The organism is Pseudomonas sp. GW822-FHT07A10, assembly GCF_058798795.1.
Genome location: NZ_JBXAKV010000002.1, coordinates 115283 through 141031, shown reverse-complemented (window position 1 = coordinate 141031; position 25749 = coordinate 115283). Strand labels below are relative to the sequence as shown.

General features: G+C 59.8%; 26 protein-coding genes. 16 read left to right on the top strand and 10 right to left on the bottom strand.

The features are described 5' to 3' along the window. The first annotated feature begins 164 nt into the window (after positions 1-164). The gene (locus tag AC1RL4_RS04110) at positions 165-1127 is read left to right on the top strand and encodes a LysR family transcriptional regulator (RefSeq protein ID WP_007934452.1); all 963 of its coding nucleotides are present in this window, start codon (positions 165-167) and stop codon (positions 1125-1127) included. Here the strand turns inward: AC1RL4_RS04110 and AC1RL4_RS04105 are convergent. The 3 genes from AC1RL4_RS04105 to AC1RL4_RS04095 all read right to left on the bottom strand — a co-directional run bounded on the left by AC1RL4_RS04105 (position 1069) and on the right by AC1RL4_RS04095 (position 5372). Then, on the bottom strand, positions 1069-1281 hold the full coding sequence (locus AC1RL4_RS04105) for a PA3496 family putative envelope integrity protein (RefSeq protein ID WP_019020903.1): 213 nt from the start codon (positions 1279-1281) through the stop codon (positions 1069-1071). The two genes, AC1RL4_RS04110 and AC1RL4_RS04105, sit on opposite strands and share 59 nt — an antisense overlap. Before the next feature lie 215 nt (positions 1282-1496). Further along, entirely contained in the window at positions 1497-2363 is an 867-nt protein-coding gene (gene hexR, locus AC1RL4_RS04100; protein ID WP_017850032.1) for a transcriptional regulator HexR, read from the bottom strand. Between the two features lie 135 nt (positions 2364-2498). Further along, positions 2499-5372: an EAL domain-containing protein gene (locus AC1RL4_RS04095; protein WP_230174609.1), complete on the bottom strand. Its 2874-nt coding sequence runs from the start codon at positions 5370-5372 to the stop codon at positions 2499-2501. Between the two features lie 259 nt (positions 5373-5631). On the opposite strand from AC1RL4_RS04095, the gene uvrD reads away from it, so the two are divergent. The 4 genes from uvrD (at position 5632) to AC1RL4_RS04075 (ending at position 9936) form a co-directional block, all read left to right on the top strand. Continuing rightward, a complete protein-coding gene (gene uvrD, locus AC1RL4_RS04090) occupies positions 5632-7815 on the top strand; it encodes a DNA helicase II (RefSeq protein ID WP_007934438.1) in 2184 nt (727 codons plus the stop codon). A gap of 88 nt (positions 7816-7903) precedes the next feature. Beyond that, positions 7904-8344 carry an EamA family transporter gene (locus AC1RL4_RS04085; RefSeq protein WP_007934436.1) on the top strand — a complete coding sequence of 147 codons (441 nt, stop codon included), beginning with the start codon at positions 7904-7906 and terminating at the stop codon, positions 8342-8344. 179 nt (positions 8345-8523) lie between these two features. After that, entirely contained in the window at positions 8524-9393 is an 870-nt protein-coding gene (locus AC1RL4_RS04080; RefSeq protein ID WP_230174611.1) for a Tim44 domain-containing protein, read from the top strand. Between the two features lie 135 nt (positions 9394-9528). Then, positions 9529-9936, top strand: a complete 408-nt coding sequence (locus tag AC1RL4_RS04075) for an SMI1/KNR4 family protein (RefSeq protein ID WP_007934432.1) — start codon at positions 9529-9531, stop codon at positions 9934-9936. A gap of 19 nt (positions 9937-9955) precedes the next feature. On the opposite strand, the gene AC1RL4_RS04070 is transcribed toward AC1RL4_RS04075, so the two are convergent. Then, the gene (locus tag AC1RL4_RS04070) at positions 9956-11719 is read right to left on the bottom strand and encodes a cation:proton antiporter (protein ID WP_019580376.1); all 1764 of its coding nucleotides are present in this window, start codon (positions 11717-11719) and stop codon (positions 9956-9958) included. A 205-nt stretch (positions 11720-11924) separates the two neighbouring features. Between AC1RL4_RS04070 and AC1RL4_RS04065 the strand changes: the two genes are divergently transcribed. Further along, positions 11925-12407, top strand: a complete 483-nt coding sequence (locus AC1RL4_RS04065) for an acyl-CoA thioesterase (protein WP_007934430.1) — start codon at positions 11925-11927, stop codon at positions 12405-12407. 80 nt (positions 12408-12487) lie between these two features. On the opposite strand, the gene pdxY is transcribed toward AC1RL4_RS04065, so the two are convergent. Next, positions 12488-13360 (bottom strand): pyridoxal kinase PdxY, encoded by an 873-nt coding sequence (pdxY, locus tag AC1RL4_RS04060; protein ID WP_028940100.1) that lies wholly within the window; start codon positions 13358-13360, stop codon positions 12488-12490. Between the two features lie 120 nt (positions 13361-13480). Between pdxY and AC1RL4_RS04055 the strand changes: the two genes are divergently transcribed. After that, complete coding sequence (locus AC1RL4_RS04055) at positions 13481-13894, top strand: DUF3301 domain-containing protein (RefSeq protein WP_019580374.1); 414 nt, start codon at positions 13481-13483, stop codon at positions 13892-13894. 42 nt (positions 13895-13936) lie between these two features. On the opposite strand, the gene AC1RL4_RS04050 is transcribed toward AC1RL4_RS04055, so the two are convergent. Then, the gene (locus AC1RL4_RS04050; protein WP_230174613.1) at positions 13937-14902 is read right to left on the bottom strand and encodes a CobW family GTP-binding protein; all 966 of its coding nucleotides are present in this window, start codon (positions 14900-14902) and stop codon (positions 13937-13939) included. 27 nt (positions 14903-14929) lie between these two features. Between AC1RL4_RS04050 and AC1RL4_RS04045 the strand changes: the two genes are divergently transcribed. After that, positions 14930-15286, top strand: a complete 357-nt coding sequence (locus AC1RL4_RS04045; RefSeq protein WP_028940098.1) for a hypothetical protein — start codon at positions 14930-14932, stop codon at positions 15284-15286. Positions 15287-15290: 4 nt separating this feature from the next. Here AC1RL4_RS04045 and AC1RL4_RS04040 read toward each other — a convergent pair whose 3' ends face one another. After that, entirely contained in the window at positions 15291-15941 is a 651-nt protein-coding gene (locus AC1RL4_RS04040; protein ID WP_204124241.1) for a DUF1826 domain-containing protein, read from the bottom strand. Beyond that, positions 15941-17149 carry a zinc metallochaperone GTPase ZigA gene (gene zigA / locus AC1RL4_RS04035; protein WP_230174615.1) on the bottom strand — a complete coding sequence of 403 codons (1209 nt, stop codon included), beginning with the start codon at positions 17147-17149 and terminating at the stop codon, positions 15941-15943. The genes AC1RL4_RS04040 and zigA overlap by 1 nt, the downstream gene beginning before the upstream one ends. 143 nt (positions 17150-17292) lie before the next feature. Here zigA and AC1RL4_RS04030 point away from each other — a divergent pair, with 143 nt between their 5' ends. After that, positions 17293-17670 (top strand): hypothetical protein, encoded by a 378-nt coding sequence (locus AC1RL4_RS04030; protein WP_019580369.1) that lies wholly within the window; start codon positions 17293-17295, stop codon positions 17668-17670. On the opposite strand, the gene AC1RL4_RS04025 is transcribed toward AC1RL4_RS04030, so the two are convergent. Beyond that, positions 17667-18875 carry an N-acetylmuramoyl-L-alanine amidase gene (locus AC1RL4_RS04025; protein WP_230174617.1) on the bottom strand — a complete coding sequence of 403 codons (1209 nt, stop codon included), beginning with the start codon at positions 18873-18875 and terminating at the stop codon, positions 17667-17669. The two genes, AC1RL4_RS04030 and AC1RL4_RS04025, sit on opposite strands and share 4 nt — an antisense overlap. Positions 18876-18961: 86 nt before the next feature. Between AC1RL4_RS04025 and folE2 the strand changes: the two genes are divergently transcribed. From folE2 to AC1RL4_RS03990, 7 genes are read left to right on the top strand one after another with little or no spacing between them, the layout of a single operon-like run. After that, a complete protein-coding gene (folE2, locus tag AC1RL4_RS04020; RefSeq protein ID WP_204124244.1) occupies positions 18962-19858 on the top strand; it encodes a GTP cyclohydrolase FolE2 in 897 nt (298 codons plus the stop codon). Further along, on the top strand, positions 19855-20523 hold the full coding sequence (locus AC1RL4_RS04015; RefSeq protein ID WP_204124245.1) for a metal ABC transporter ATP-binding protein: 669 nt from the start codon (positions 19855-19857) through the stop codon (positions 20521-20523). Before folE2 ends, AC1RL4_RS04015 begins: the two co-directional genes overlap by 4 nt. Continuing rightward, positions 20523-21389 (top strand): metal ABC transporter permease, encoded by an 867-nt coding sequence (locus tag AC1RL4_RS04010; RefSeq protein ID WP_230174619.1) that lies wholly within the window; start codon positions 20523-20525, stop codon positions 21387-21389. Before AC1RL4_RS04015 ends, AC1RL4_RS04010 begins: the two co-directional genes overlap by 1 nt. 11 nt (positions 21390-21400) lie before the next feature. Beyond that, a complete protein-coding gene (locus AC1RL4_RS04005) occupies positions 21401-22276 on the top strand; it encodes a metal ABC transporter substrate-binding protein (protein ID WP_019580364.1) in 876 nt (291 codons plus the stop codon). Further along, positions 22273-22833 (top strand): gamma carbonic anhydrase family protein, encoded by a 561-nt coding sequence (locus AC1RL4_RS04000; RefSeq protein WP_230174621.1) that lies wholly within the window; start codon positions 22273-22275, stop codon positions 22831-22833. The genes AC1RL4_RS04005 and AC1RL4_RS04000 overlap by 4 nt, the downstream gene beginning before the upstream one ends. Before the next feature lie 2 nt (positions 22834-22835). Next, positions 22836-24173: a dihydroorotase gene (locus AC1RL4_RS03995; RefSeq protein ID WP_230174623.1), complete on the top strand. Its 1338-nt coding sequence runs from the start codon at positions 22836-22838 to the stop codon at positions 24171-24173. A gap of 34 nt (positions 24174-24207) precedes the next feature. Beyond that, positions 24208-25101: a His/Gly/Thr/Pro-type tRNA ligase C-terminal domain-containing protein gene (locus tag AC1RL4_RS03990; protein ID WP_028940089.1), complete on the top strand. Its 894-nt coding sequence runs from the start codon at positions 24208-24210 to the stop codon at positions 25099-25101. Between the two features lie 78 nt (positions 25102-25179). Here AC1RL4_RS03990 and AC1RL4_RS03985 read toward each other — a convergent pair whose 3' ends face one another. After that, on the bottom strand, positions 25180-25701 hold the full coding sequence (locus AC1RL4_RS03985) for a DUF3617 domain-containing protein (protein ID WP_019580360.1): 522 nt from the start codon (positions 25699-25701) through the stop codon (positions 25180-25182). Positions 25702-25749: the final 48 nt, after the last annotated feature.

Below are 25749 nucleotides of genomic sequence, written 5' to 3'. Positions count from 1 at the left end.
CCCACGACCCGATTAGACAGGTCGACGCGTGACCAAATGTTTCAATTCAGTCGCAGCTCCACACTAGCTCTCGTAAGGGATTAACAAAAATGAATAATAATTGGGTCAGGCATAAGCAAAGACTTATAGTTGAGTCATCGGCCTTCGCTCAGGATTTATAGAAAATGCGTAAGTCATTGATGCGTATGACATTGCGTCAATTGCAGATCTTCAATGAGGTGTGCGATTTAAGGTCCTACAGCCGCGCTGCCGACGAAATGTCTCTCACACAACCTGCCGTGAGCCTACAGATTCGTCAACTCGAAGAGCTGATCGGTCAGCCCTTGTTCGATTACGTCGGCAAAAAGCTCTACATGACCGAGGCGGCCGAAGCGCTGCAGCGCGCCAGCCGGGACATTTTCGGCCGCCTGGAAAACCTCGATATGCAGCTGTCGGACATGCAAGGCTCATTGCAAGGTCAGCTGAAACTGGCGGTGGAGTCCAGCGCCAAGTATTTCGTGCCGCACCTGTTTGCCGCGTTCAAGCGCCAGCACCCGGAAGTGAACCTGCACCTGACGGTGGTCAACCGTGGCCAGGTCATCCGGCGCCTGTCGGATAACCGTGACGATCTGGTGATCATGTCGATGGTCCCCCAGGACATGGGGCTGGAATTCCTGCCGTTCCTCAATAACCCGATTGTAGCCGTGGCGCCGCCGGATCATCCGCTGTGCCATATGGGGCCGCTGCGCTTGCAGGATCTGGAGCCCTACACGCTGCTGTTGCGCGAACCCGGTTCCGGCACGCGGCTGGCCTGCGAGGAGTATTTCAAAGAGAAGCGCGTGCACTTCACCCAGACCCAGGAGGTCGCGTCGGCGGAAGCTCAGCGTGAATGCGTGCTGGCGGGTCTGGGCCTGGCGCTGCTGACGCGCCACGCCCTGAACCTTGAATTGGCGACCGGCGCCCTGATTGAGCTACCGGTCGAGGAGCTGCCGCTGCTGCGTAGCTGGTGCCTGGTGCAGGCCAAGGCCAAACGGCTATCGCCGGTGGCCCACGCATTCCTTGCGTTTATCCGCAGCGAACGGGCGCAAATCAGCGCACTGGTTGAGCGTTTCGACGGGAAGTTACCGGTGCTGCCTGCCAGTAGTTGAGTTCGAGGTCGTCGGGAAATTCGCCGATTTCGGCCAGAAGCTGGCGGCGCTCGCAGCGATCTTCGATGGCGCGGCGAAATTCCATGCGGCGCTGGTCTTCTTGCTGACGACGGGTTTTGACAGCGCTGTTGCGTTCTTCGTAGGGCTGGGCCATTTCGAGTCTCCCAAGGCGAGTACGGGAGTTTCAAGATAGGCGCGAGGGATGACGGTTTGGCGGCGGGAGGGTTACAGAACGATGAAACTCACTGGCTGACCGCGAACCTGTGGCGAGAGAGCTTGCTCCCGCTGGTTCGCAAAGCGGCCCTAAGATTTTGCGACTGCTGCGCAGCCGAGCGGGAGCAAGCTCCCTCGCCACAATTCCAGCCAGAATCAATCGTCCAGCGCTTTTACTGACTTTGGCGACAATCGCAAGCTGCGAAGGCTGCGCTTGACGCTTTTCAAGTGATTGACCAGGCTCGGCCCACGAGCCATGGCCACGCCCATCGCCAACACATCGATCACTACCAGGTGGGCGATGCGCGACGTCAGCGGCGTGTAGATTTCAGTGTCTTCGTGCACGTCGATCGCCAGGTTGACGGTCGACAGCTCGGCCAACGGTGTCTGGCTCGGGCACAGGGTGATCAGCGTGGCGCCGCTTTCGCGCACCAGGTTGGCGGTGATCAACAGGTCTTTTGAGCGACCGGACTGGGAAATGCAGATCGCCACGTCGGTCGGTTTCAACGTCACCGCCGACATCGCCTGCATGTGCGGGTCGGAATACGCCGCCGCAGTCAGCAACAAACGGAAGAACTTGTGCTGGGCATCCGCCGCCACCGCACCGGAGGCGCCGAAGCCGTAGAACTCGACACGCTGGGCCTGGGACATCGCGGTCACGGCTTTCTGCAACGCTACCGGGTCAAGTTTCTCGCGAACTTCCATCAAGGTGTGCAGGGTGGTGTCGAAGATTTTCAGGCTGTAGTCGGCAACCGAATCGTCTTCATGGATCGCGAATTGCCCGAAGCTCGCGCCGGCCGCCAGGCTCTGCGCCAGCTTCAGTTTCAAATCCTGGAACCCGGAGCAACCGATGGCGCGGCAAAACCGCACGATGGTCGGCTCGCTGATGCCTACGCTGTGGGCCAGGTCGGCCATGGAACTGTGCATCACCGCCGCAGGATCAAGCAGCACGTGGTCGGCGACCTTGAGCTCCGACTTGCGTAACAGGTGGCGTGACTGGGCGATGTGTTGCAGCAGATTCAAGGGGCTGGACTCTTTGTTATTGGCAGTTGCCGGGGATGTAGCACGCTTGTAGTTATACTACATGAATCGGCTTTTTGCCTGCTCAATGCGTAACTCTATGTCCCCATATCACGCGACATATGCTCCATGTAGCACCTACGAGGTTTTTTCGTCCGCGCGCAACAGCTCAGCCAGGTCAGCAGCCTCAACCGGACGGCTGATCCAATAACCCTGCACTTCATCGCAATGCTCGACCTTCAAAAACTCCAGCTGCTCCGGCCGTTCGACGCCTTCAGCCACCACTTTCAACGACAGACCATGGGCCATGGCAATAATCGCCCGGGTGATCGCCGCATCTTCACTGCTCTCCCCCAGCCCACGGATAAATGCCTGATCGATCTTCACGTAATCCACAGGAATACGTTTGAGGTAGCTCAGAGACGAATACCCGGTACCAAAATCGTCGATCGCCAGCTTCACCCCCAGATCGCGCAATTGCTGGAAGGTCGCGATGATGTGCTCGACGCTGTCCAGCAACTGGCTTTCAGTAAGTTCCAGCTCCAGATAGTGCGGCGCCAGACCGGTTTCCTCCAGCACCTGACGCACCAGGCTGACCAGTTTCCCCTGACGCAGCTGATGCACCGACAGATTGACCGACACCCGAATCGGCTCAAGCCCCTGACGCTGCCATTCGCAGGCTTGCCAGCAGGCCTGACGCAATACGAACTCGCCGATAGCGTTGATCAGTCCGGTTTCCTCGGCCAGACCAATGAAATCCCCCGGCGGCACTCGACCCAGGGTCGGGTGATCCCAGCGCACCAACGCCTCGGCAGCATTCAGCCGACCGGTGGCGAGGCAGAGTTTCGGTTGATAAAACACCTTCAACTGCTTTTCTTCGATGGCTTTGCGCAATTGGTTCTCAAGCTGCAAACGCTCGAGCGTGCTGGCCTGCAGGCTGTCGGTATAGAACTGGAAGTTGTTGCCGCCCAAGTGTTTGGCATGCTGCATGGCCATGTTCGACTGGCTGACCAGCGCGGAAATCTCCCGCGCGGTGTCCGGCAACAGACTGATGCCCATGGACGCGCTCATCACCAGTTCATGCCCCTCGACGGTGATCGGCAAACGCAGCTTGGTCGACAATCGGGTCGCCACGCGCGCCAGGCTCGACAGGTTGCCGTAGGCGTCGAACAGCACCGCAAATTCATCGCCTGACAACCGGGCGATGGTGTCTGCTTCCGGCAACGCATTGACCAACCGCCGGGCCATTTTCTGTAACAGCTGATCGGCGATTTCGTGACCGAGGCTGTCGTTGAGCAGCTTGAAGCGATCCAGATTGATGTGCAGCAACGCCAGGCTGCGTCGACCGCCTTGGCGCACCCGCTGATGAGCCTCGCTCAGTCGTTCACGGAACAACGAACGGTTGGCCAGCCCCGTGAGCTCGTCGTAATGGGTGAGGTAGCGCATACGCTCTTCGGATTCACGCCGAGCGGACAGATCAGCGAAGAAGCCAACAATATGACTGACATTTCCCCGCATATCGCGCACGGCATTCAGTTGCAGCCACTGCGGATACAACTCGCCATTCTTGCGGGTCTCGACCAACTCGCCCTGCCAACTACCGTGCTGCTCCAGCGCCTGACGAATCGCTGCGTAATGCCGACGGGCGTCGCGGCTGCAAGGCAAATCGACCACGTTGCGCCCGAGCATGTCGCCGATTTCATAGCCAGTCACCCGACTGAAAGCCTGATTGACTGCGATCAGTGCGTAATTCGGGTCGAAAATCACGATGCCTTCGCTGGCCGCCTCGAACACCGTCGCCGCCAGTTGGCGCTGTTCTTCCAGGTGCTTGCTGGCGCTGATGTCGCGGCGGGTGCCGACCATGCGGATCACCCGGCCGTTTTCACTGCGCTCGACCGCTCGACCACGGTCCTCGATCCAGACCCAATGGCCATCGCCATGTCGCACCCGGTACTCGATCTGATAATCCTCGGTGCGGCCCTTCAAATGCTCGACCAGCGCCCGCCTCAGCGCTGGCAAGTCGTCGGGATGCAGCCTCGGCTTGAGGTGGCGGAGCATCGCCGTCACGTATTCCGGCTCCAGCCCGAACAACTCCTGGAGCTGAGTGTGATGAACTTCGTCGGTCTGCAGGTTCCAGTCCCACAAACCGAGCTCGCTCGCCTTCAACGCCAGCGCCAGCCGCGCTTCGCTCTTGCTCAAGGCCTGGTTGGCCGCGTCCAGTTCCAGACTGCGTTGGGCGACCCGGTTTTCAAGGTCGACCTGGGTTTCGCGCAATTCTTCTTCGGCGCGACGACGCTGGTCGATTTCCCTGGCCAGTTCGTGATTGAGTTGCTCGCTGCGACTTTGCGCCTGCTGCAAGTGCTCGATCAGCGCCTGATTTTGAAAACGCCGCAACAAACCCTGATCGATCAACCGATTGACCTGCCAGGCGACCACGCTCAACGAGCCCAGCAGAATCAGCCCGAACCAGCCCCAGCCCTGCTCCTGTTCATCGCCGCCCCAGAACAGATAGCCGATGGCGGGCAACAGACAGGGCAAGGTAAAGGATAGAAATGCTGGCAGGCTGACCGCATAAGCGACGCTGGCCGAGAGGGCCGCGGCGCCGATCAGGCCGAACACCCACGCTTGCTGGATGAAATTGTCAGCGGGCACCAGCGCGATGCCGGCACCGGCCAGGGTCAGGCCGGTCATCGCCGAACCGAGCAGAAACATGCGACGCCAGATCGGATGGGCCTGACGGTGGGGAATCGCCGAATCGAAGGCCGCGACCTGAATCACTCGCAACGCCACCAGCGACAGCAACCAGATCAGCCAGACGCTGACCACGAAGTAACGCTGCGGGCTCCAGAGCAACCCGGCGCAGACCAGACCGTTGATCAGCATGAAAAGCGTCGGCAAGAGCGAGCCCTGGTACAGCAGACGCGTGCGTTCGACCGCCATCTCCATGGCGTACTGTTTGCGGATAGCCCGAGGCTCCACGGAGGGGCCCGACAGGTCGGAGCTGAGGGTCATAGGCGATGTTCTTGTTCTTATAGTTGAGCATGCGAGCCCGAATTGTGGACGGAGCATACACAAGCAAATGCCCGGACCAAACTGCCTCAGGTCATAAAATAGACAAAAGTTTTAGTCGCCCGCATCCGGCGCAAAAGCCGCCAGGCGAGCCCCGTCCCTGCTTGCAGCCAGTGACCAACCGGTCATCGTCGATGCTTCTTTCATCGGCTAATGCAAAGCTCGGTTTGCCCGGTGTGACGGCGCACCCTAGAATGCCCCGATGCGCGATGATCTCTCCCTTCTGCTGAACTCCCTCAACGATGCCCAACGCCAGGCCGTAGCTGCCTCCGTGGGTCGTCAGTTGGTCCTGGCCGGTGCTGGCTCTGGTAAAACCCGAGTGCTGGTGCACCGTATCGCCTGGTTGATCCAGGTCGAAAACGCCTCGCCCCACTCCATTCTGTCGGTGACCTTCACCAACAAGGCCGCTGCCGAGATGCGTCATCGCATCGAGCAGCTGATGGGTATCAACCCGGCCGGCATGTGGGTCGGCACCTTCCACGGCCTGGCGCACCGCTTATTGCGGGCGCACTGGCAAGAGGCGGGCCTGAGCCAGACCTTCCAGATTCTCGACAGCGACGACCAGCAACGGCTGGTCAAGCGGGTGATCCGCGAGCTGGGCCTGGACGAGCAACGCTGGCCGGCCCGGCAGGCCCAGTGGTTCATCAACGGGCAGAAAGACGAAGGTCTGCGTCCACAACATATTCAAGCCAGCGGCGATCTGTTCCTGGCGACCATGCGCAGCATTTATGAAGCCTACGAGGCTGCGTGCCTGCGCGCCGGCGTCATCGACTTCTCCGAACTGCTGCTGCGCGCCCTCGATCTGTGGCGCGACCACCCGGGCCTGCTCGCCCATTATCAGAAACGCTTCCGGCACATTCTGGTGGACGAGTTCCAGGACACCAACGCCGTGCAGTACGCCTGGCTGCGTCTGCTGGCCAAGGGTGGCGACAGCCTGATGGTGGTCGGCGACGACGATCAGTCGATCTATGGCTGGCGCGGCGCGAAAATCGAGAACATCTATCAGTATTCCGACGACTTCCCGGATGCCGAGATCATTCGTCTGGAGCAGAACTACCGCTCCACCGCCGGGATCCTCAAGGCCGCCAACGCCCTGATCGCCAACAATACCGGGCGCATGGGCAAAGAGCTGTGGACCGATGGTGGCGAAGGCGAAGCAATCAATCTGTACGCCGCGTTCAACGAACACGATGAAGCACGCTACGTGGTTGAAACCATTGAAAGCGCGCTGAAAACCGGCTTGGCTCGCAGTGATATCGCGATTCTGTACCGCTCTAACGCCCAATCGCGCGTTTTGGAAGAAGCCTTGCTGCGCGAGCGCATCCCGTACCGCATTTATGGCGGTCAGCGCTTCTTTGAACGGGCAGAAATCAAGAACGCCATGGCTTACCTGCGTTTGTTGGAAGGCCGTGGCAACGATGCGGCCCTGGAGCGGGTGATCAACGTTCCGGCCCGTGGCATCGGCGAAAAAACCGTCGAAGCGATTCGCGATCATGCGCGCCACAGCGACGTGTCGATGTGGGAAGCCATGCGTCAGCTGGTGGCCAACAAGGGCCTGACCGGGCGCGCTGCCGGTGCTCTTGGGGCGTTTATGGAGCTGATCGAGAACCTCGCCGCCAAGTGCATGGAAATGCCGTTGCACCTGATGACCCAGACCGTCATCGAGCAGTCGGGGCTGATCGCCTACCACCAGGCGGAAAAAGGCGAGAAAGGCCAGGCCCGGGTAGAAAACCTTGAGGAACTGGTCAGCGCCGCGCGCAACTTCGAAAACCCGGAAGAGGACGAAGAGCAATCGCCACTGGCGGCATTCCTCGGCCACGCCTCGCTGGAGGCCGGGGATACCCAGGCCGACGAGCACGAAGACAGCATTCAGCTAATGACCCTGCACAGCGCCAAGGGCCTGGAATTCCCTTACGTGTTCCTGGTGGGCATGGAAGAAGGCCTGTTCCCGCACAAGATGAGCCTGGAAGAACCCGGCCGCCTTGAAGAAGAGCGGCGTCTGGCCTACGTCGGTATCACCCGGGCGATGCAGAACCTTGTGCTGACTTATGCTGAAACCCGACGCTTGTACGGCAGCGAGACCTACAACAAGGTGTCGCGTTTCGTCCGTGAAGTGCCCAAAGGCCTGATCCAGGAAGTGCGACTGTCCAACAGCGTCAGCCGTCCGTTCGGCGGTGGCCAGCAGCAGAGTTCCAGCAGCCTGTTCGGCGGCAGCGAGATCCCGGACACCGGGTTCAGCCTCGGCCAGACTGTGCGGCATTCGGTGTTCGGCGACGGTGTGATCCTGAATTTCGAAGGCGCCGGTGCTCAGGCGCGGGTGCAGGTGAACTTCAGCGAAGGCAGCAAGTGGCTGATGCTCGGTTACGCCAAGCTGGAAGCGATCTAAAACCTGCCAGTGATTTAATGTGGGGGCGAGCCTGTTCGCTCCCACAAGGTTCTTTGTTTCAGATTGATCTTATGAAAGGCGCGAAAGCATGGGCTCGGGTTTCTTTTCTTCCTGGACATTCTGGGCCCTGATGTCGGCGGCGTTTGCCGCCATGACCGCGATCTTCGCCAAAATCGGCATCGAAAACGTCAACTCGGACTTCGCCACGCTGCTGCGCACGGTGGTGGTTTTGGTCAGCCTGGCCTTGATTTTGTACGCCACGGGCCAATATCAGTCATTAGGATCGATCTCGGCCAGGAGCTACCTGTTCCTGCTGCTGTCGGGACTGGCCACTGGTGCCTCGTGGATCTGTTACTTCCGCGCGCTGAAACTGGGGCCGGCCTCGTTGGTCGCTCCGGTGGACAAACTCAGCGTGGTGCTGGTGGCGGTGCTCGGCGTAATCCTGCTGGGCGAAAAACTCGACCTGCGCCAATGGGGCGGAATCGGCCTGATTACGGCCGGTGTCGTCATGCTGGCGCTGCGGCGCTAAGCATCCTTCCTACAGAAGCTATCCACTCGTCCTACTGACGAACGTTAACAGGCCTTATTGCGCAGACTGAAGCTGAACAGAACCTGTCAGGCAAAAGCCCGAAACACTCTGCCGCTAGCCAGTGACACTTCAGCTGTGCAACATGGCGCGCGTGCCATCCACAAATGGGAATTCCCTTTATGAAACGTTTTCTTAGCATCGCCATGGCGTTGTGCATCGGCCTGACGATGAGCCTGGACGCCAACGCCAAGCGCTTTGGTGGCGGCAAGAGTGTCGGCGCTGCGCCGGCTCACCAGACCAGCCAAATGGCTCCTTCTTCTCCTGGCGTGGGCGGTGCAGCCGCCACTGCCGGCGCGGCCGGTGCCGCTGGCGCTGCCGCCAAGGCCGGCGGTGCTTCGCGTTGGCTCGGCCCTCTGGCCGGTATCGCGGCCGGTGGCCTGCTGGCTTCCATGTTCATGGGCGGCGGTTTCCAGGGCATGCAGTTCTTCGACATCCTGATCATGGCGGTCATCGCCTTCCTGGTCTTCCGCTTCATTGCCGCTCGTCGTCGCAAGCAGCAGGAGCACCTGGCTCCGGCCGGCGCGCCGATGCAACGTGAAGTGTTCGAGCAGAAGCCTGCCATGGGTTCGATCTTCGGCGGTTCGGCTGCACCTGCCGCACGCCCAGTGATCAATGCTCCGGCCTGGTTCAACGAAGAGCGCTTCGTCGAAGCCGCACGCAACCATTTCCAGTCCCTGCAACAGCACTGGGACGCCAACGAAATGGACAAGATCGCCGAGTTCGTAACCCCGCAACTGCTGGAGTTCCTCAAGCGCGAACGTGCCGACCTGGGCGACGGCTTCCAGTCGACCTACATCGACAACCTCCAGGTACAACTGGACGGCGTTGATGACCGTGCGGACAAGACCATCGCCACCCTGACCTTCAGCGGCGTGTCGAAGACCTCGCGTTTCGACCAGGGCGAAGTGTTCAGCGAAAGCTGGAACATGGAACGTCCACAGGGCGAAAACCAGCCTTGGCTGGTAGCAGGTATCCGCCAGAACGGCTGATAACTCCGCGCTTTCGCATGCTGTAATGAAAACCCCGGCTCTGCCGGGGTTTTCTATTTCACGGTTGCATCTATAGCGAGCTACTGTATAAACCGCCCCAACTAAACCGCGCCATCAAGCAAGAGGATCCCGGACGTGGAAGAAATCATCGAACAACTGCGTGAAGCCAACGAACCGGTACCGGTCCCCTTGGAGTTGCCCGACGAAGATCTGCTGGTAGAAATCGAAGAACAACTGTTCATCGACATTCCCTTCGTATTCAGAGAATTCCTGCTGACCGTCAGCGATGTAGTCTACGGCAGCCTGGAGCCGGTGACCGTCACCGACCCGCAATCCCACACCTACCTGCCGGACGTTGCCGCCAACGCCTGGGACGCTGGTGTTGATCGCAGCCTGATCCCGATTTGCCAGGACGGTGACAACTACTACTGCGTCGAAGAAGACGGCACCGTGGTGTTGTGGCTGGCCGAAGAAGAGTTACTCGCCGAAGAAACCTGGGAATCGGTCTGGCACTGGGCACGGGACGTCTGGCTGGAAAGCTGATTTACCCCTGCACGACTTGTCAGTGGCTTGACGAATCCTTGTGGTTGTCCAGGGTTTCCAGCAAGGCCACCTGCATCCGCGTATGTACGCGGATGAACCAGCGCCAGAGCAGCGCCGCCACCGCGGCCGCGACCACGACAATCAGCACCAGCAACTTGTTGGTCGGCAGAATACTGGCTGACAAGGCTGCCAGCAGCAGGAAAATCACCAACAGCGAGAGGATCGGGATCACTTCGGCGATCACCCGACGCACTCGCTGCGTGTGGCGGCCGGCCATCTCCGGCTTCACCCCCATTTCTGCCAGCAGCATCGACAGCGCCTTGAGCTTGCGATAGGCGGCGATCAGGAACGGCAGCGACAACAGCAACGCCCCGCCCCAGATCAACGCTTTTTGCCAGCTCGGGTCGCTGATCCAGTCTTGCAGGTAAACGGACATGCGCTCGGCGAAGAAGGCGCCCGATAAAAAGATCGCAACCACCAGCGCCAGATTGACCCCCACCTGCAACAGAATCCGCCGAATCATCGACGCCAACAGCGCGCCCTCGCCCTGAGGCTGGATGCTGCGCAGCCATTCGCCATACATCCCCAGCACACGAGCCAGGCGCTGCGGCATCACGGCAGCAAGCTTGATCGACAGCGGATCGGCCGCGCGGATCAGATAGGGCGTCAACAGCGTGGTGATCACCGAGACGGCCACAGCCACCGGATAGAGAAAGCTGCTGGTGACCTGCAGCGTCATGCCCAGCGCGGCGATGATGAAAGAGAATTCGCCAATCTGTGAAAGCCCCATCCCCACGCGCAGTGAGGTGCGTCCGTCATTGCCGGCGATAAACGCGCCGAGGCCGCAGGACAGCATCTTGCCCAGCACTACCGCCACAGTGATCACCGCAATCGGCCAGGCGTATTGCAGCAGGATCATCGGGTCGAGCATCAGGCCGATGGCGACGAAGAAGATCGCACTGAACAGGTCGCGAACCGGCTCGATCAACTGCTCGATTTTCAGCAGCTGGCGAGATTCGGCCATGATCGCACCGATCAGGAACGCGCCGAGAACCATGCTGTATTCAAGCTTGACCACCAGCAAGCAGAAGCCGAAACACAGGCCCAGCACGGTAATCAGCAACATCTCATTGCTTTCGAATTTCGCCACATAGGCCAGTAGTCGCGGCACCAGCAGAATGCCGATGACCAGTGCGACAATCATGAACAGGGAAAGCTTGCCGACGGTGGAAAAGACTTCGCCGGAACTGACCGTACCGCTGACGGCGATGCTCGACAGCAAGGCGATGATGCCGATACCGAGGATGTCCTCGACGATCAGTACGCCAAAGATCAACTGCGCAAAACGCTCGTTCTTCATCTTCAGGTCATTGAGCGCCTTGACGATGATGGTGGTCGAGGAAATCGCCAGGATCGCGCCGAGGAACAGCGAGTCCATGGTATTCCAGTCGAACCAGCGGCCGATTTCGTAGCCGATCCAGATCATCAGGACGATTTCCAGGAAGGCTGCGATAAACGCCGTGGCGCCGACCTTGAACAGCTTGCGCAGGCTGAACTCCAGCCCCAGGCAGAACATCAGGAAAATCACCCCGAGCTCGGCGAGGGTCTTGATGGTTTCTTCGTCGTGGATCAGGCCGAAGGGCGGCGTGTGCGGGCCGATAATGAAACCGGCGACAATGTAGCCGAGCACCACCGGTTGTTTGAGACGATGAAAGAGCACGGTCACCACACCCGCGATCAACATGATCACTGCCAGATCCTGAATGAAACTGATGGCATGCATGGTGTGTGGCTCCTTCGGGGGTGGGCTTTTGAAGGGTAACACCACGACTTCCGGCGCAAAGACGGTGCAATATATGGAAACAGATCGCTTCGGGCGTGACGGCGCCTCCCCGCCCGGCGTCCCGATAACTGTTGGTTTGAAAAACACCGACAAGCACCCACAGAGGTGTAACCCCCAAACCCTGCCTTGAACCCGTGAGTACGTTATGGAACCCGGAAACGCCCAGCTGTCGATGACGGTATTGATGACCCCCGACATGGCCAACTTCTCAGGCAATGTCCACGGCGGCACCCTGCTCAAATACCTCGATGAAGTGGCCTACGCTTGCGCCAGCCGGTATGCCGGCCGTTACGTAGTGACCTTGTCAGTGGATCAGGTGATCTTCCGCGAGCCGATTCATGTCGGTGAGCTGGTGACCTTTCTGGCCTCGGTCAACTACACCGGTAATACCTCGATGGAAGTGGGCATCAAGGTCGTGACCGAGAACATTCGCGAGCGCTCGGTGCGCCACACCAACAGCTGCTTCTTCACCATGGTCGCGGTGGATGACCAGCGTAAACCGGCCTCCGTCCCGCCACTGCAACCGCAGAACAGCGAAGACAAGCGTCGATACATGCAAGCCCAGCAGCGTCGGCAGATTCGTCAGGAACTGGAAAAGCGCTATCAGGAAATCAAGGGCGACGCTTAAAGCAAAAGATCGCAGCCTGGGCAGCGCCCACAGACGCGCAGGAGCTGCCGAAGGCTGCGATCTTTTCTACCGCCACACCATTACAAACTGATCGCCATCGCCTCGAACCGCACCCGCGGATGGGCGATCCGGTCCTGCGCTCGCACCAGTTCCAGCTCATAGCTGGCGCAAGCCTGGGTTTCCAGCAACACTTCATGCACCGCCGCCGCGGTGAACTCAAAGGCGCTCAGCAGACTGTCACCCAGCAGCACGCGCGCCAGGAACAGCCCGGAAGTCAGATCGCCAACGCCCACCGGCTGACGCGGAAACGCCAGCAGCGGCCGACGCAAGTGCCAGCTGCCTTCAGCGGTCACCAGCAACATCTCGAAGCCATCCGCCAGTTTGCCGGGATAGTCCAGATGCTTGACCAACACCGCCTTCGGGCCGCGCGCCAGCAGCGCCCGCGCCATGGCCAGGCAATCGAACAGTGACTGCGCCTTGCGCCCCGAGAAGCTGTTCAGCTCCAGCTGATTCGGGCACATGAAGTCGGCTATTGCCGCTGCCTCTTCCAGCAGGAAATCGCTGACTTCGGCTGGAACGCTGCAGCCTTTCTCCGGATGGCCCATCACCGGGTCGCAAAGGTATAAGGCTTTGGGATTAATCGATTTGATTCGCTCCACCCCCGCCAGAATCGCCCGGCCCTGGGCAGCGCTGCCGAGGTAGCCGGACAACACGGCATCGCAGTTGCCCAGTTCGCCAATCGCCGCGATCCCCTCCACCAATTCCGGAATCTGATGCGGGGCCAGCACTTCCCCGGCCCACTGGCCATATTGCGTGTGGTTGGAGAACTGCACGGTATTGAGTGGCCAGACGTTCACCCCGACCCGCTGCATCGGGAAAACCGCGGCGCTGTTGCCAGCGTGGCCGAACACCACATGGGACTGGATGGCGAGCAGATGGGGCGTACGTTTCATGCGGTGAGTTTTCCATAAACCGATTGAAATTCGAGCCGCGCAGTATGCGACTAAACGCAGCCTGTACGACAGACCAGAGACGCAGTTAAGCTGGCACTATCTTGTTGGAGCACCCTGTTGATGCTGACCCTCGGAAATATCTTCGTGTTCATGCTGCTCGCCACCGGTGGCGCATGGCTGTGGCACAACCACGGATTGCGTGAACGCGCTCTGGAGCGGGTTCAGCAGCATTGCGCCAAGTTGCGGATCGAGTTGCTGGACGGCAACGTAGCTTTGAAAAAGATCGCTTTCATTAAAGACGCCAACGGCCGTCGGCGCCTGGCCCGTGTGTATAACTTCGAATTCACCGTGACCGGTGAAACCCGCCACAACGGCACCATCACTCAGTTCGGCGCCCATAGCGCACAGATCGAGCTCGCGCCCTACCCAATGCCATTCGACGACACACCACCGGTGGTCGAAGTCGCAAAACCCAGCGCCGAGGTGATTGAATTGAGCCAGTGGCGGCAAGAACACACCAAGTGGCGTCCCTGAAGATTAAAAGATCGCACCATAGGAGCTGCGGTCTTTTGATCTTCACCCCGACCGGCAATCGGCCAGATCTCCTTGCAGTGACTCAACACCCTGTACCTCACTGAAAATCAGCTCGATGCGCGAATCCCGTCGCCATTCGCTGGGTTGCCAATCCAGTAACGAGTTATCCAGTGCGTTGGCCGACACCCAGCCCTCGACACTGTGGATAACCAGCTTCGCCCGAAGCCATTCAAGGCTCTCAAGCCACTTTCCGACAAGCACGGCATCGAATGTCTGACTCGGATGCCAGCGCCAGCCGACGCTCCAGCCACCCTCTTGCGCCTGACTCAAGCAAATCGGCTGCGCAGGGTCAGTCCAGATGGCCGGCATCTGTGCCAGTCCCTTGGGCACGATGAAGTTATCCACACCCGCGACAGCCTGAGCCTTGAGGCCCGGTAACTCGCTCAGCGGCAAGACAGCTTGCTGCGTCCAGTACAAAGGACGCGACGGCAACTGTGCGACAACTCGCTGGCGATCACTGTCGTCGAGGCTTTCCGCCTTGTTCAGCAACAGCAACCCGGCACTGTCCAAGGCTTGCTGTTGCGCCGCTGGCAGCGGTTTTCCGGCCGCGAGTGCCCGGGCGTCCAGTACCAACACGCAAGGCTGAACCGCCAGGACGCCTTGCCACGGTGCCTCGCTCAATTGCCTGAGCAACTGCGCCGGATGCCCCAGCCCGGAGGGCTCGATGAACAGTCGATCCGGTCGTGCCTTGCGCAGCAGCCGCCCGAGGCCGATCTGAAACGGCGCACCATTGACGCAACACAAACACCCCCCGGCCACTTCTCCCAGTGCGATACCATCGGCGTCCTGGGTCAGCAGCGCAGCATCCAGGCCGATCTGGCCGAATTCGTTGATCAGCACCGCCCAGCGCTCACCGGCCGGCCGCTGCGCCAGCAGGTGCTTGATCAGGCTGGTCTTGCCGGCACCCAGCGGGCCGGCGATGACGTGGGTGGGAATGTTCTGCAACATGGTCGAAGTTTTCTGAGGAGGTAAAGGATGCGGTTGATGGGATGGTCGTTGCTTCTGGCACTCACGTCGGGTGAAGCGCTGGCCCAGGCCTGCGTGGTACATAGTACGGCAGCGCGGCTGGACGTGAAGGTCTGCCAGCAGAACCGCAACATCCCGGAAAAACTGTTCGCCGACGGCTTCTGCCAGCCGAATCTGGCCGGGCAGAAAGTCGAGGTGCAGTACGTCGACCAATGCCCCGCCGGCGCGTTCGGGGTATGCAGCAACGCTCAAGTCGCCAATATGCCTTACCGGCAGGATATTCACTATTACGGCGTGGCCACCGATGCGGCGTATCTGAAGCCGTTTTGCGAAGCCCAGAGCCAGGGAACCTGGCTCAAACCTTGAGCCGTCAGCCCAGCCAGTCGAGGGTCAGGATCAAACGACGCTCGCCCGGTGCCGGCTGCGGCGAACGGTGAACCAGACCGAAACCTTCGTTGCCGTGCCACTTCTCTCCTTTAAGCAGCGCCACTTCGCCGCTGGCGATGCGCTGGATCAGCGAATCATCCTGGGGTTCGGCGTCAGGCTCGCCTAATCGGCGGCGATCCATCGCCCCTTCTTTCAGCCATTGGCTGCCGGTCCCTGCGTAGGTAGTGATCAACCGCACTGGCACATGATCGACGTGGAAACGCGGGCACATGGCTTTGTCCAGAACCCGCAGGCGCAGGCCGACGCGTTGGGCGCCCAACAGGCAGGCGAACGCGCTGACCAGCCAGGAAACGTCGGCGATAAAGCCTTCGTAGCCTTCAAGATCGCTGAAGCCTGAGGCTAAACCGTGGAGATTGGGTTCGGCGTCATCACTGGCCATGTCAAGGGAAAGCGACTCGGCCAGCGGCTGGTTCAGGGACAACAGCAAGCGACCGAAATCGGCAATGTGCACCGGCAGTTGGCGCTGCCAAAGGGCGAGGTTCACACCGTCGTCCAGAATCCCGGTCAGCACCTTTGGCGTTTCACCTTGAACCTGAGCAATGACCGGTCGTAGCTTCAGACTGGGCGCCAGCATCAGGCGGCCGCCTCTTCGTGCCAGGGACCGAACGGATCGGGCAACAACCGCCAACCCTCGACGCCCAGGGCCATTTCATCATCAGTCAGCAGGCAGTTATCAAGTTCGGCGGTGAGTTGTGCAAAGTCGATGTTCTGGCCGATAAACACCAGTTCCTGCCGGCAATCTCCGGTGGCGGCCGTCCAGTTCTCCATGATCCCGGCGGTGCTTTCTTCGTCTTGCGGCCACTGGTTTTTCGGCACGAAACGCCACCAGCGCCCGGCAAACCCGTGACGCATCAAGCCGCCGGCCTGGGACCAGCTGCCGGCATCCATGTGTTTGCTGGCCAGCCAGAAAAAACCCTTGGAACGCAGCAGTTTGCCGTTCACCCACGGGCGATCGATGAAGCTGAAAAAACGCTGCGGATGAAACGGTCGCCGCGCCCGATAAGCCGTGGAGGCAATGCCGTACTCCTCGGTTTCCGGCACGTGTTCACCGCGCAATTCCTGTAACCATCCTGGTGCCTGAGCGGCCTTCTCGAAGTCGAAACGCCCAGTGTTGAGGATCTTCTTGAGTGGCACCTCGCCCATGACCATCGGAATGATTTCGGCCTGGGCATTGAGCCGTTCGAGGATCGCGATCAGCTCCTGGCGTTCGCGGCTGCTGATCAAATCGATCTTGCTGATCAGGATCACGTCGGCGAATTCGATCTGCTCGATCAACAGGTCAGTGATCGAGCGCTCGTCCTCCTCGCCCAGGGTTTCACCACGGGAAGCGAGGCTTTCGGCGGCTTGGTAGTCGAGCAGGAAGTTCATGCCGTCGACCACGGTGACCATGGTGTCGAGCCGCGCAATGTCGGCCAGGCTCTGCCCTTCTTCATCGCGAAAGGTGAAGGTTTCCGCCACGGGCAGCGGCTCGGAAATGCCGGTGGACTCGATCAGCAGATAATCGAAACGACCGTCCCTGGCGAGTTTGCTGACTTCTTCGAGCAGGTCTTCGCGCAAGGTGCAGCAAATGCAGCCGTTGCTCATTTCCACGAGTTTTTCTTCGGCACGGTTCAGGCTGACATCGCGTTGAACTTCGCTGCCATCAATATTGATCTCGCTCATGTCGTTGACGATCACCGCGACCCGCAAATTATCGCGATTACGTAGTACGTAATTAAGCAGTGTACTTTTTCCGGCGCCGAGAAAGCCCGACAGGACAGTCACGGGAAGACGATTGGGCATCAGGTATTCCTCACAGGGATGCCCGGTCGCAATGTCGGGCTTAATTTATGTTATAGTATAACAACACAAACAAGCCACTCCCCCTCTTGCCCACAACGACAAAGGGCACGATGCTTTAACCCGTCCGCCCCTTGAGAAATGCCATGGGAAACGCCCTGAGATTCTCGCTGCTGAGCCTTTCGTTGCTGATCGCGGTCAATGCCTGGGGACAAGTCCCCAGCCTGGCCAAATGCACCCGTAGCGCCAACCTGCTGGCTTGCGTGGATGCCGACGGTAATGCCTACAGCGTTAATACCGTGGGTAGCACGATCTACTTGCGCGGCTTCGAAGTGGCCAGCAAACGCCATTGGGCGCAAACCAACAGCCGCTACGGGCAACTGACGTTCTTTACCGGCCTCGCATCCGATGGCGAAGCCTGGGTCGGCTACAACCGCCGGGTTGGCTGGACAACCATCAATCGGTTCTCCAGTTCCGGGGGCAGCAGCGCGAAGTTCACCTGTAGCCGGATGACCGGTTGCTAGACCTGTGCCTTTTTCTGCTCCTGCTGCCAGGCGATATAGCTGTTCATTGGGGGATTCTTCTGGAAGTAACGCTGCAAGCCTTCGAATAAACCATCCGCCACGGCCTGCTGATGCCGCGCCGTCACCAGTCGCTGGCTGTCGCGGGCGTTCGAGATGAAGCCGGTTTCCACCAGAATCGATGGCACATCCGGCGACTTCAACACGGCGAAACCCGCCTGTTCCACACGCTTCTGATGCAGCGTGGTAATGCCCGCCAGACTGCCGAGCACCGTGTTGCCCAACTGCAAACTGGCGGCGATGGTGGCGTTCATCGACATGTCGAGAATCACCCCGGCGAGCATCGGATCCTTGTCCTTGAGATTGAGCAAGCTGGTGGCGCCCAACAGGTCCGCGCCGTTCTCCCGTTGCGCCATGAAACGTGCGGTGGCCGAGGTCGCACCACCTTCGGACAGGCAGTACACCGACGCACCTGAAGCCGTGAGACGCGGTGCTGCGTCCGCATGGACCGAAATGAACATGTCGGCCTTGTGCTTGCGGGCGATCTCCACGCGCTTGCGCAGTGGGACGAAGAAGTCGTCGTTACGCACCAGTTTCACGTCGAAGCCCTTTTCACGCTTCAGCCTCTTGGCCAACAGCTGGGCGATCGATAGCACCACGTCTTTCTCCCGCTCACCTTTGGCGCCAACCGCGCCCGGGTCTTTGCCGCCGTGACCAGGGTCGACCACCACAATGATGTCGCGCTTGGGATGAGCCTTGTCGATGATGGGTTCACGTTTGTCCGACGGCGCCGCCGCGATCTGTAGCGGAGCAATGGCCTTCAGATCGAGCACCAATCGGTGCCCCTGCCCATCCTGTGGCGGCAACAGGAAGCTGTTGAGCTGCACCGGACCGCTGAGGTCGAGGACGATCCGTGTATCGCCCTGACCGAAATGCCCGGAACGGATCGCGCGAATCACCGAGTTGTCGAGCGCCAGCTGACTGAAGTCGCCACTGAAGTTGGCGCCACTCAGATCGATGATCAGCCGCTCCGGAGCACTCAGGGAAAAGGTTTTGTACTGCACCGGCCCGCTCAGATCGAACACCAGTCGCAGCTTGTCGTCCGAACGCCACAGTCGTGCATTGCGAATTTGCGTGGCCGACACACCAAAAGGTAACGCAAAGGCTGCGCTGGCCAGAATCAGGTTGAGCAAGTGACGTCTGTGCATGATGAAAACTCGTTCACGAAAAAGGCATCGTCGATTTGATTGTTATAATATAACATGCCAAATCAACTCCCACGATGGACCTGCTCATGAATGCGCTGACTCTGCCGGATATCGCCGCGCAGGCCTCACGCCAAGCCCTGCCACTCGATTGGGTGGGCATGTGCGGCATTGCTCTTCCTGTTTTATTCGATGGCCAGCGACTGAGTGCAAAAGCCGACGCTGGCGTTAGCCTCGACGATGGAGAGGCGCGTGGCATCCATATGTCACGGCTGTACCTGGCGCTGGAGATGCTTGAGCAGGAAAACCTTTCACCCACGTTGTTGCGGCGAGTCTTGCTGAGTTTTCTCGAGACCCATGAAGGACTTTCCCACAACGCTTACCTAAAAATTCACACCGAACTTCTGCTCAAAAGACCCGCGCTCGTCAGTCCGTTGGCCGGCTGGAAAACCTATCCGGTGAGCATCGAAGCGAGTCTGAAAAACGCGATGTTCCACGTGGAACTAAAAATCGACGTTCCATATTCCTCAACCTGTCCATGCTCAGCAGCCCTCTCGAGGCAGTTGATTCAGCAGCAATTCGTTGATGACTTCGCCAATCAACCATTGCAACACGCAGACGTTCTGGCTTGGCTCGGTTCCACGAAAGGCATCGTCGCGACGCCGCATAGCCAACGCAGTAATGCGCAATTGCAGCTGCGTCTGGATGACTATCTGGATGACCTGCCACTGATCGCCGCAATCAACGACGCGGAAGCGGCCCTCGGCACCGCTGTGCAAACCGCCGTGAAACGCGCCGACGAACAAGCTTTCGCCCTCGCCAACGGTCAGAACCTGATGTTCTGCGAAGACGCCGCGCGACGCCTGAACCTGGCATTGAGACGCTCCCCGGGCATCAACGCCTTCAAAGTGCGAGTCGTCCACGCCGAAAGTCTTCATGCCCACGATGCCGTCGCCGAAAGCCGCTGGAACTGGGAGGCCGCATGATCCGATGCCAAGCCTTGCGCTGGGGCGCACCCGGTCAGCCGCTCACTCCAGCAGTTGATTTCGAACTGCCCAAGGGGAGTCTGACCGCCGTCATCGGCGCCAACGGGTCGGGCAAAAGCAGCCTGCTGAAAGTCATCGCCGGCCTGCAAAAGCCACTGGCCGGCAACGTCGTCATTGATGTTCCACGCAAGGGTGGCCTTTCGTTCCTGCCTCAGCAACAACACCTGGACCGACAATTCCCCATCAGCCTGCAAGAGTTGGTGGCCGCCGGTTTTTGGGGCAACAAGCAAACTCCGGAAATTCGCAGCCAGCGACTCAAGGCTGCATTGGAAGACTGGTGCCTGACCGGTCTGGAGCATCGCCCGTTGATGGCCCTCTCCGGAGGCGAATTGCAGCGTGCCCTACTCGCCCGATTGAGCCTCGCCGAAGCGCCCTTACTGCTGCTCGACGAACCCCACGCCGCACTCGACGAACTCGGCCAGGCGCTGCTCTGGAAACACCTCCACGCCTGGCATGCAGACGGCCGAACCCTGGTCGTGGTGTGTCATGACTTGGCCGCCGTGCGCCAACAGATTCCACAAGCGCTACTGATCAAAAGCAGCGGCTGCGTCCTCGGTCCCAGTACCGAGCTGATTCGCCAACAACCTCAGACGCAGGTGGCTTGATGATCGCTGCTGCTCACCTTTGGCAACCGTTTCACGAATTCGTATTCATGCGTCGAGCACTGCTGGGTGGCCTTGTTCTGGCCTGTAGTACGGCGCCGCTTGGGGTGTTTCTGATTCTGCGGCGCATGAGTCTGATCGGCGATGCAGTGGCTCACGGCATCTTGCCCGGCGCTGCACTGGGTTTCTGGGTCGCCGGGTTGAGCCTGCCCGCACTGACCCTAGGCGGTCTCGGTGCCGGCCTGAGCATGGCCGGACTGGCCGCCTGGATCACCCGTCGCACCGGTTTGCGGGAAGACGCGAGCCTGGCGGCGATCTACCCGATCTCCCTGGCCAGCGGCGTGCTGATCCTTGGCATCGCCGGCAAGCGGCTGGACCTGTTGCACCTGTTGTTCGGTTCGGCGCTGGCGGTCGATGGCCCGACCTTGACCGGCATGCTCTGGGTCTCGGGCTTCAGCCTGATCGCCATGGCCCTGATCTACAAACCACTGTTGCTGGACACCCTCGACCCGCTCTTTCTGCAAACCGTCAGCCGCCTCGGGCCGCTGGCTCACGGAGTATTTCTGACGCTGGTGGTGCTGAATCTGGTGATCGGTTTCCAGGCTATCGGCGCACTGATGGTGGTCGGCTTGATGATGCTGCCGGCCGCCGCTTCTCGCTTCTGGAGTCGTCGCTTGCCGGTGCTGATCATCATCGCCGCGTTGCTCGGCAGCCTATCGGTCTGGCTCGGATTGTTGCTGTCGTTCTACTACTCGCTGCCCAGCGGCCCGGCAATCGTGCTGGTGGCTGGCGGTGTGTATCTGCTGTCCGTGGTGTTCGGTCCGGTACACGGTTTGCTGCGCCGCCCGCCTTTGCTCACATCCCAATGAGGTGTAACCCGATGCGCGCTTTACTCGTGCTGTTCAGTCTGATGCTGTCGATGTCGCTGTCTGCCGCGGAAAAACTCCAGGTGGTCACCAGCTTCAGCATCCTCGCCGACATGACCCATCAGGTCGGCGGCGACCATATTCAGATCACCAACATGGTCGGTCCGGACGCCGATGCCCACACCTACGAACCGACGCCGGACGATGCAAAGGCATTGCTCAACACCAGACTGATCATCAAGAACGGGCTGGGTTTCGAGCCATGGCTGGACCGCCTGGTGACCAGCACCGAAACCAAAGCCCCGGTCATCAGCGCCAGCCACGGTGTCATTCCGCGCTCGCTGGATGAAGACGGCGAAACCATTCCCGACCCGCACGCCTGGCACAACCTGGCGAACACCGAGTTGTACATCAGCAACATCACCAAAGCGCTGATCGCCGCCGACCCTGCAAACAAAACCGACTACGAACACAACAGCCAGGCCTATCTGAAAAAGATCTACGCCTTGCTCGCCGAGGCTAAAGCCAAGCTCGGTTCGCTGCCGCCGGGTAATCGCAAAATCGTCACCTCCCATGATGCCTTCGGCTATCTCGGTCAGGCTTACGGCATCAACTTCATGGCGCCGCAAGGTCTGTCCACCGAACGCGAACCTTCGGCCGCCGAAGTCGCTGCGCTGATCACACAGATCCGTCAGGCCAAGGTCAAAGCGGTGTTCATGGAAAACATCAAGGACACGCGCCTGCTCAAGCAAATCGCTGATGAAAGCGGCGCGCATATCGGTGGCACGTTGTACTCCGATGCCCTCGCTGCAACTGGCCCAGCCAGCACCTTCACCGGGCTGTTCGAATACAACCTCAACACCTTGTACGAGGCATTGAGCAAGCCATGATCCGCAAGAATCCTTCAGGTGATCTGCCGTTGATTGCGGAGTCGGCGTACGTGGATAAAACCGCAATCATCTGCGGCAAAGTGGTGATCGGCGAGAACGTCTTCGTCGGCCCCTACGCAGTGATTCGCGCCGATGAAGTGGACGACTCGGGCGAGATGGAAGCAATCACCATCGGCGCCAATTCGAACATCCAGGACGGCGTGGTGATCCACTCCAAGTCCGGCGCGGCGGTGACCATCGGCGAGTTCAGTTCCATCGCCCACCGCTCCATCGTCCATGGCCCCTGCACCGTCGGCAATCGCGTGTTCATCGGTTTCAACAGTGTGCTGTTCAACTGTGCGGTGGGCGACGGTTGCGTGGTGCGGCACAACTCGGTAGTCGACGGTCGTGACTTGCCTGACGCCTTCTACGTGCCCTCCACCACACGCATCGGCCCAAACACCGACCTGTCACAGTTCCCACCAGTCAGCGTCAGCGCCTCGGAGTTTTCCGAAGACGTAGCGCGCACCAACGTCGATTTGGTGCGCGGCTACAAAGCCCTGCAGAACGAGTTCTGACCATGAGCAGCGTACTGATTCGCAACGCCCGGCTGGTGAACGAAGGTCGGGATTTCGACGGTGATCTGCTGGTAAGCCACGGTCGCATCGTAAAAATCGCCAGCAGCATCGAAGGTGAAAAAGCCGCCGTGGAAATCGACGCAAACGGCCAATGGCTGCTGCCAGGCATGATCGATGACCAGGTGCATTTCCGTGACCCAGGAGCACCGGACAAGGGCAGCTTCCATACTGAATCTCGAGCTGCGGTGGCCGGCGGCATCACCAGCTTCATGGACATGCCCAACACCTCGCCGGCCACCCTGACCCTCGCCGCGCTGGCAGACAAGAAACGTCGAGCGGCAACTCACTCAGTGGCCAATTACGGTTTTCATTTTGGCGTGAGCAACGACAATCTCGATACCGTCGCCGCACTCAATCCTTGCGAAGTGGCCGGGGTCAAAGTGTTCATGGGCGCCTCCACGGGCAATATGCTGGTGGACGATCCGCGAATTCTTGAGCGGTTGTTCGCCGAGGTGCCGACCCTTTTGTTGGCCCACTGCGAACACACACCCAGCATTGAAGCCAACGCGACGAACCTGCGAGAGCTGTTCGGCGAGCACCTTCCGCCCGCCGCTCACCCGCTTATCCGCAATGCCGAAGCGTGCTTTCGATCCTCCTCAATGGCCGTCGATCTAGCCAGACGTCACGGCACCCGGCTGCACGTTTTGCACCTGACCACCGCCCGTGAACTGGCACTGTTCGAAGACAAGCCTCTGGCACAGAAACGCATCACTGCCGAGGCTTGCCTGCATCACTTGCTGTTCGACGACCGCGACTACCCGAGCCTCGGCAACCTGATCAAGTGCAACCCGGCGATCAAGACCCAGGCCGACCGCGATGCCTTGCGCAAAGCACTGTTGAGTAATCGACTGGACGTGATCGGCAGCGATCACGCGCCTCACACCTGGGCCGAAAAACAGCGCCCCTACAGCCAGGCGCCGTCCGGTTTGCCGTTGGTGCAACACGCCCTGCCCGCACTGTTGGAACTGGTGGCTGATGAGATCCTGCCGATCACCACCCTTGTGGCCAAAACCAGTCACCGGGTCGCCGATCTGTTTGCCATCCCCGACCGCGGCTATCTGCGCGAAGGGTATTGGGCTGACCTGGTGTTGATCAAACACGAGCCCGATGGCGTGGCCGTTTCCCGGCAACCGATCCTTTCGCAATGTGGCTGGACGCCATTCGCCCGGCATCGCTTTCACCACAGCGTCAGCACCACGATCGTGTCGGGACAAATTGCGTGGCACGACAAACGTCTTAATGACAACTGTCAGGGCTTACCGCTACGGTTTATGCGCTGACGCACGTTATCGAAAACATTCGAGAACACCGATCATGATCCACATCACCCTGCCTGATGGTTCATTGCGTGAGTATGACCAACCGCTGTCCGTGTTTGAGGTTGCCGCGAGTATCAGCCTCGGCCTGGCTAATGCAGCGCTCGCGGGTCGGGTGGACGGCGTGCTGGTGGACTGCGGATTTCTGATCGAGTGCGATGCGCGGGTCAGCATCGTCACGTCCCAGGAGCCCGACGGTCTGGAGATCCTTCGGCGTTCCTGTGCGCTGATGCTGGCCATGGCCGTAAAACAGCTGCATCCGAATACGCAGTTGCGGGCCGGATCGGCGTTGGGTGACGGCTTCTTTTATGAGTTTGCTTTCCAGCGATCGTTAACCCTGGCCGCTCTGCCAGTGATCGAAGCGCGTATGCGCGAATTGGCGGCGACCAACCATTCGATCCGCCGGCAGGAGCAAACGCCAACCGAAAGGCTATCGCTGTATCGTCTGGGGGACTTCGAGGGTTTCGCGGCAGGCCCGCATGTTCCCACCACCAAGGTGTTGCAGGCCTTTGCACTGGACCACATCAGCGGCACGTTGCAGCAACGAATCTATGGCACCTGTTGGCCCAGCCAACAGGAACTGGACACCTGGCGAGCGCCACCCCAGGTCGTGGTTGTGAATATCGATGAGCGTCAGAGCGATTATGCGCACTCGGTGACCGAAGCGCTGCGCCGGCACGGACTGCGCGCCAACTCGGATCTGCGTCACGAGAAAATCAGCCGCAAGATTCGCCAGCACAGCCAGAAAGTGCCATACCTGTTGGTAGTCGGAGAGAAGGAAAAGGACGGTGGGTTTGTCAGCATGCGCAGTGGCAGCGGGGAGGATTTCGGGGAGAAAGGGATTGAGGCGGTGTGTGATTTGTTGAACCCGCCCAAGACTGGTGGTGCCTGAGCGGACGCCTTCGCGGGCAAGCCCGCTCCCACAGGGATCACAAATGACCTGGTGGGAACGAGCCTACCCGCAAAGCTTTTAGGCCCTTGGCTTCACTGTGCCGCAATCCTGACCCAACCACACAGCGCGGGTATCGAGGCTACCCTTCTGCTGAATGCCGGTGGCGTTGAAGGTGCCGTTGACCTTGGTGGTGAACTCACGATCACTCATAAAAGTGGCCACTCCGCTGCCCTGGGCTTTCGGACAGCTGAAACGGAACTTCCACTGGTTACCGGTACGCTCGGTGATTTCCTGCTTGCAGCCCGATTGCGGGTCCGTCAGCGGAATGTTGTCGCTCTTCACCTGCTCAGGTGTCAGGCACGCCCGAATCCCTTTGCCGCCCATGGTGATACCTTGTTTCTCCAGCATCGCCCGCTGTTGGGGGGTCATCTGGTTTTGTAGCTGGCCGAGGATCAATTGCAGATCGGGCATGTTCTGGTCATCGACCTTCATGTTGCTTGAGGTCAATTCCCACAAGCCCGGTTGCAGCATCTGTGCCTGAGCGGCCACAGGAAGTGCCAAACCAAATGCCATGGCCAAACCCAGCAGACGAACGTTCATCGAGTAACTCCTGATCATTAGTGGCCGTTAGACGTCGGCCACGGGCTT

Bases quoted from the DNA above. Each gene is read 5' to 3' on its own strand.
- AC1RL4_RS04105 (WP_019020903.1), bottom strand. From the start codon at position 1,281: ATGGCCCAGCCCTACGAAGAACGCAACAGCGCTGTCAAAACCCGTCGT.
- AC1RL4_RS04045 (WP_028940098.1), top strand. From the start codon at position 14,930: ATGCGGTTGATGGGATGGTCGTTGCTTCTGGCACTCACGTCGGGTGAA.
- zigA (WP_230174615.1), bottom strand. From the start codon at position 17,149: ATGCCCAATCGTCTTCCCGTGACTGTCCTGTCGGGCTTTCTCGGCGCC.
- AC1RL4_RS03985 (WP_019580360.1), bottom strand. From the start codon at position 25,701: ATGAACGTTCGTCTGCTGGGTTTGGCCATGGCATTTGGTTTGGCACTT.
- folE2 (WP_204124244.1), top strand. From the start codon at position 18,962: ATGAATGCGCTGACTCTGCCGGATATCGCCGCGCAGGCCTCACGCCAA.
- AC1RL4_RS04030 (WP_019580369.1), top strand. From the start codon at position 17,293: ATGGGAAACGCCCTGAGATTCTCGCTGCTGAGCCTTTCGTTGCTGATC.
- AC1RL4_RS04005 (WP_019580364.1), top strand. From the start codon at position 21,401: ATGCGCGCTTTACTCGTGCTGTTCAGTCTGATGCTGTCGATGTCGCTG.
- AC1RL4_RS04055 (WP_019580374.1), top strand. From the start codon at position 13,481: ATGCTGACCCTCGGAAATATCTTCGTGTTCATGCTGCTCGCCACCGGT.
- AC1RL4_RS04025 (WP_230174617.1), bottom strand. From the start codon at position 18,875: ATGCACAGACGTCACTTGCTCAACCTGATTCTGGCCAGCGCAGCCTTT.
- AC1RL4_RS04010 (WP_230174619.1), top strand. From the start codon at position 20,523: ATGATCGCTGCTGCTCACCTTTGGCAACCGTTTCACGAATTCGTATTC.
- AC1RL4_RS04110 (WP_007934452.1), top strand. From the start codon at position 165: ATGCGTAAGTCATTGATGCGTATGACATTGCGTCAATTGCAGATCTTC.
- AC1RL4_RS03995 (WP_230174623.1), top strand. From the start codon at position 22,836: ATGAGCAGCGTACTGATTCGCAACGCCCGGCTGGTGAACGAAGGTCGG.
- AC1RL4_RS04070 (WP_019580376.1), bottom strand. From the start codon at position 11,719: ATGCATGCCATCAGTTTCATTCAGGATCTGGCAGTGATCATGTTGATC.
- AC1RL4_RS04065 (WP_007934430.1), top strand. From the start codon at position 11,925: ATGGAACCCGGAAACGCCCAGCTGTCGATGACGGTATTGATGACCCCC.
- AC1RL4_RS04040 (WP_204124241.1), bottom strand. From the start codon at position 15,941: ATGCTGGCGCCCAGTCTGAAGCTACGACCGGTCATTGCTCAGGTTCAA.
- AC1RL4_RS04085 (WP_007934436.1), top strand. From the start codon at position 7,904: ATGGGCTCGGGTTTCTTTTCTTCCTGGACATTCTGGGCCCTGATGTCG.
- AC1RL4_RS04000 (WP_230174621.1), top strand. From the start codon at position 22,273: ATGATCCGCAAGAATCCTTCAGGTGATCTGCCGTTGATTGCGGAGTCG.
- uvrD (WP_007934438.1), top strand. From the start codon at position 5,632: ATGCGCGATGATCTCTCCCTTCTGCTGAACTCCCTCAACGATGCCCAA.
- AC1RL4_RS04095 (WP_230174609.1), bottom strand. From the start codon at position 5,372: ATGACCCTCAGCTCCGACCTGTCGGGCCCCTCCGTGGAGCCTCGGGCT.
- pdxY (WP_028940100.1), bottom strand. From the start codon at position 13,360: ATGAAACGTACGCCCCATCTGCTCGCCATCCAGTCCCATGTGGTGTTC.
- AC1RL4_RS04015 (WP_204124245.1), top strand. From the start codon at position 19,855: ATGATCCGATGCCAAGCCTTGCGCTGGGGCGCACCCGGTCAGCCGCTC.
- AC1RL4_RS03990 (WP_028940089.1), top strand. From the start codon at position 24,208: ATGATCCACATCACCCTGCCTGATGGTTCATTGCGTGAGTATGACCAA.
- AC1RL4_RS04050 (WP_230174613.1), bottom strand. From the start codon at position 14,902: ATGTTGCAGAACATTCCCACCCACGTCATCGCCGGCCCGCTGGGTGCC.
- AC1RL4_RS04080 (WP_230174611.1), top strand. From the start codon at position 8,524: ATGAAACGTTTTCTTAGCATCGCCATGGCGTTGTGCATCGGCCTGACG.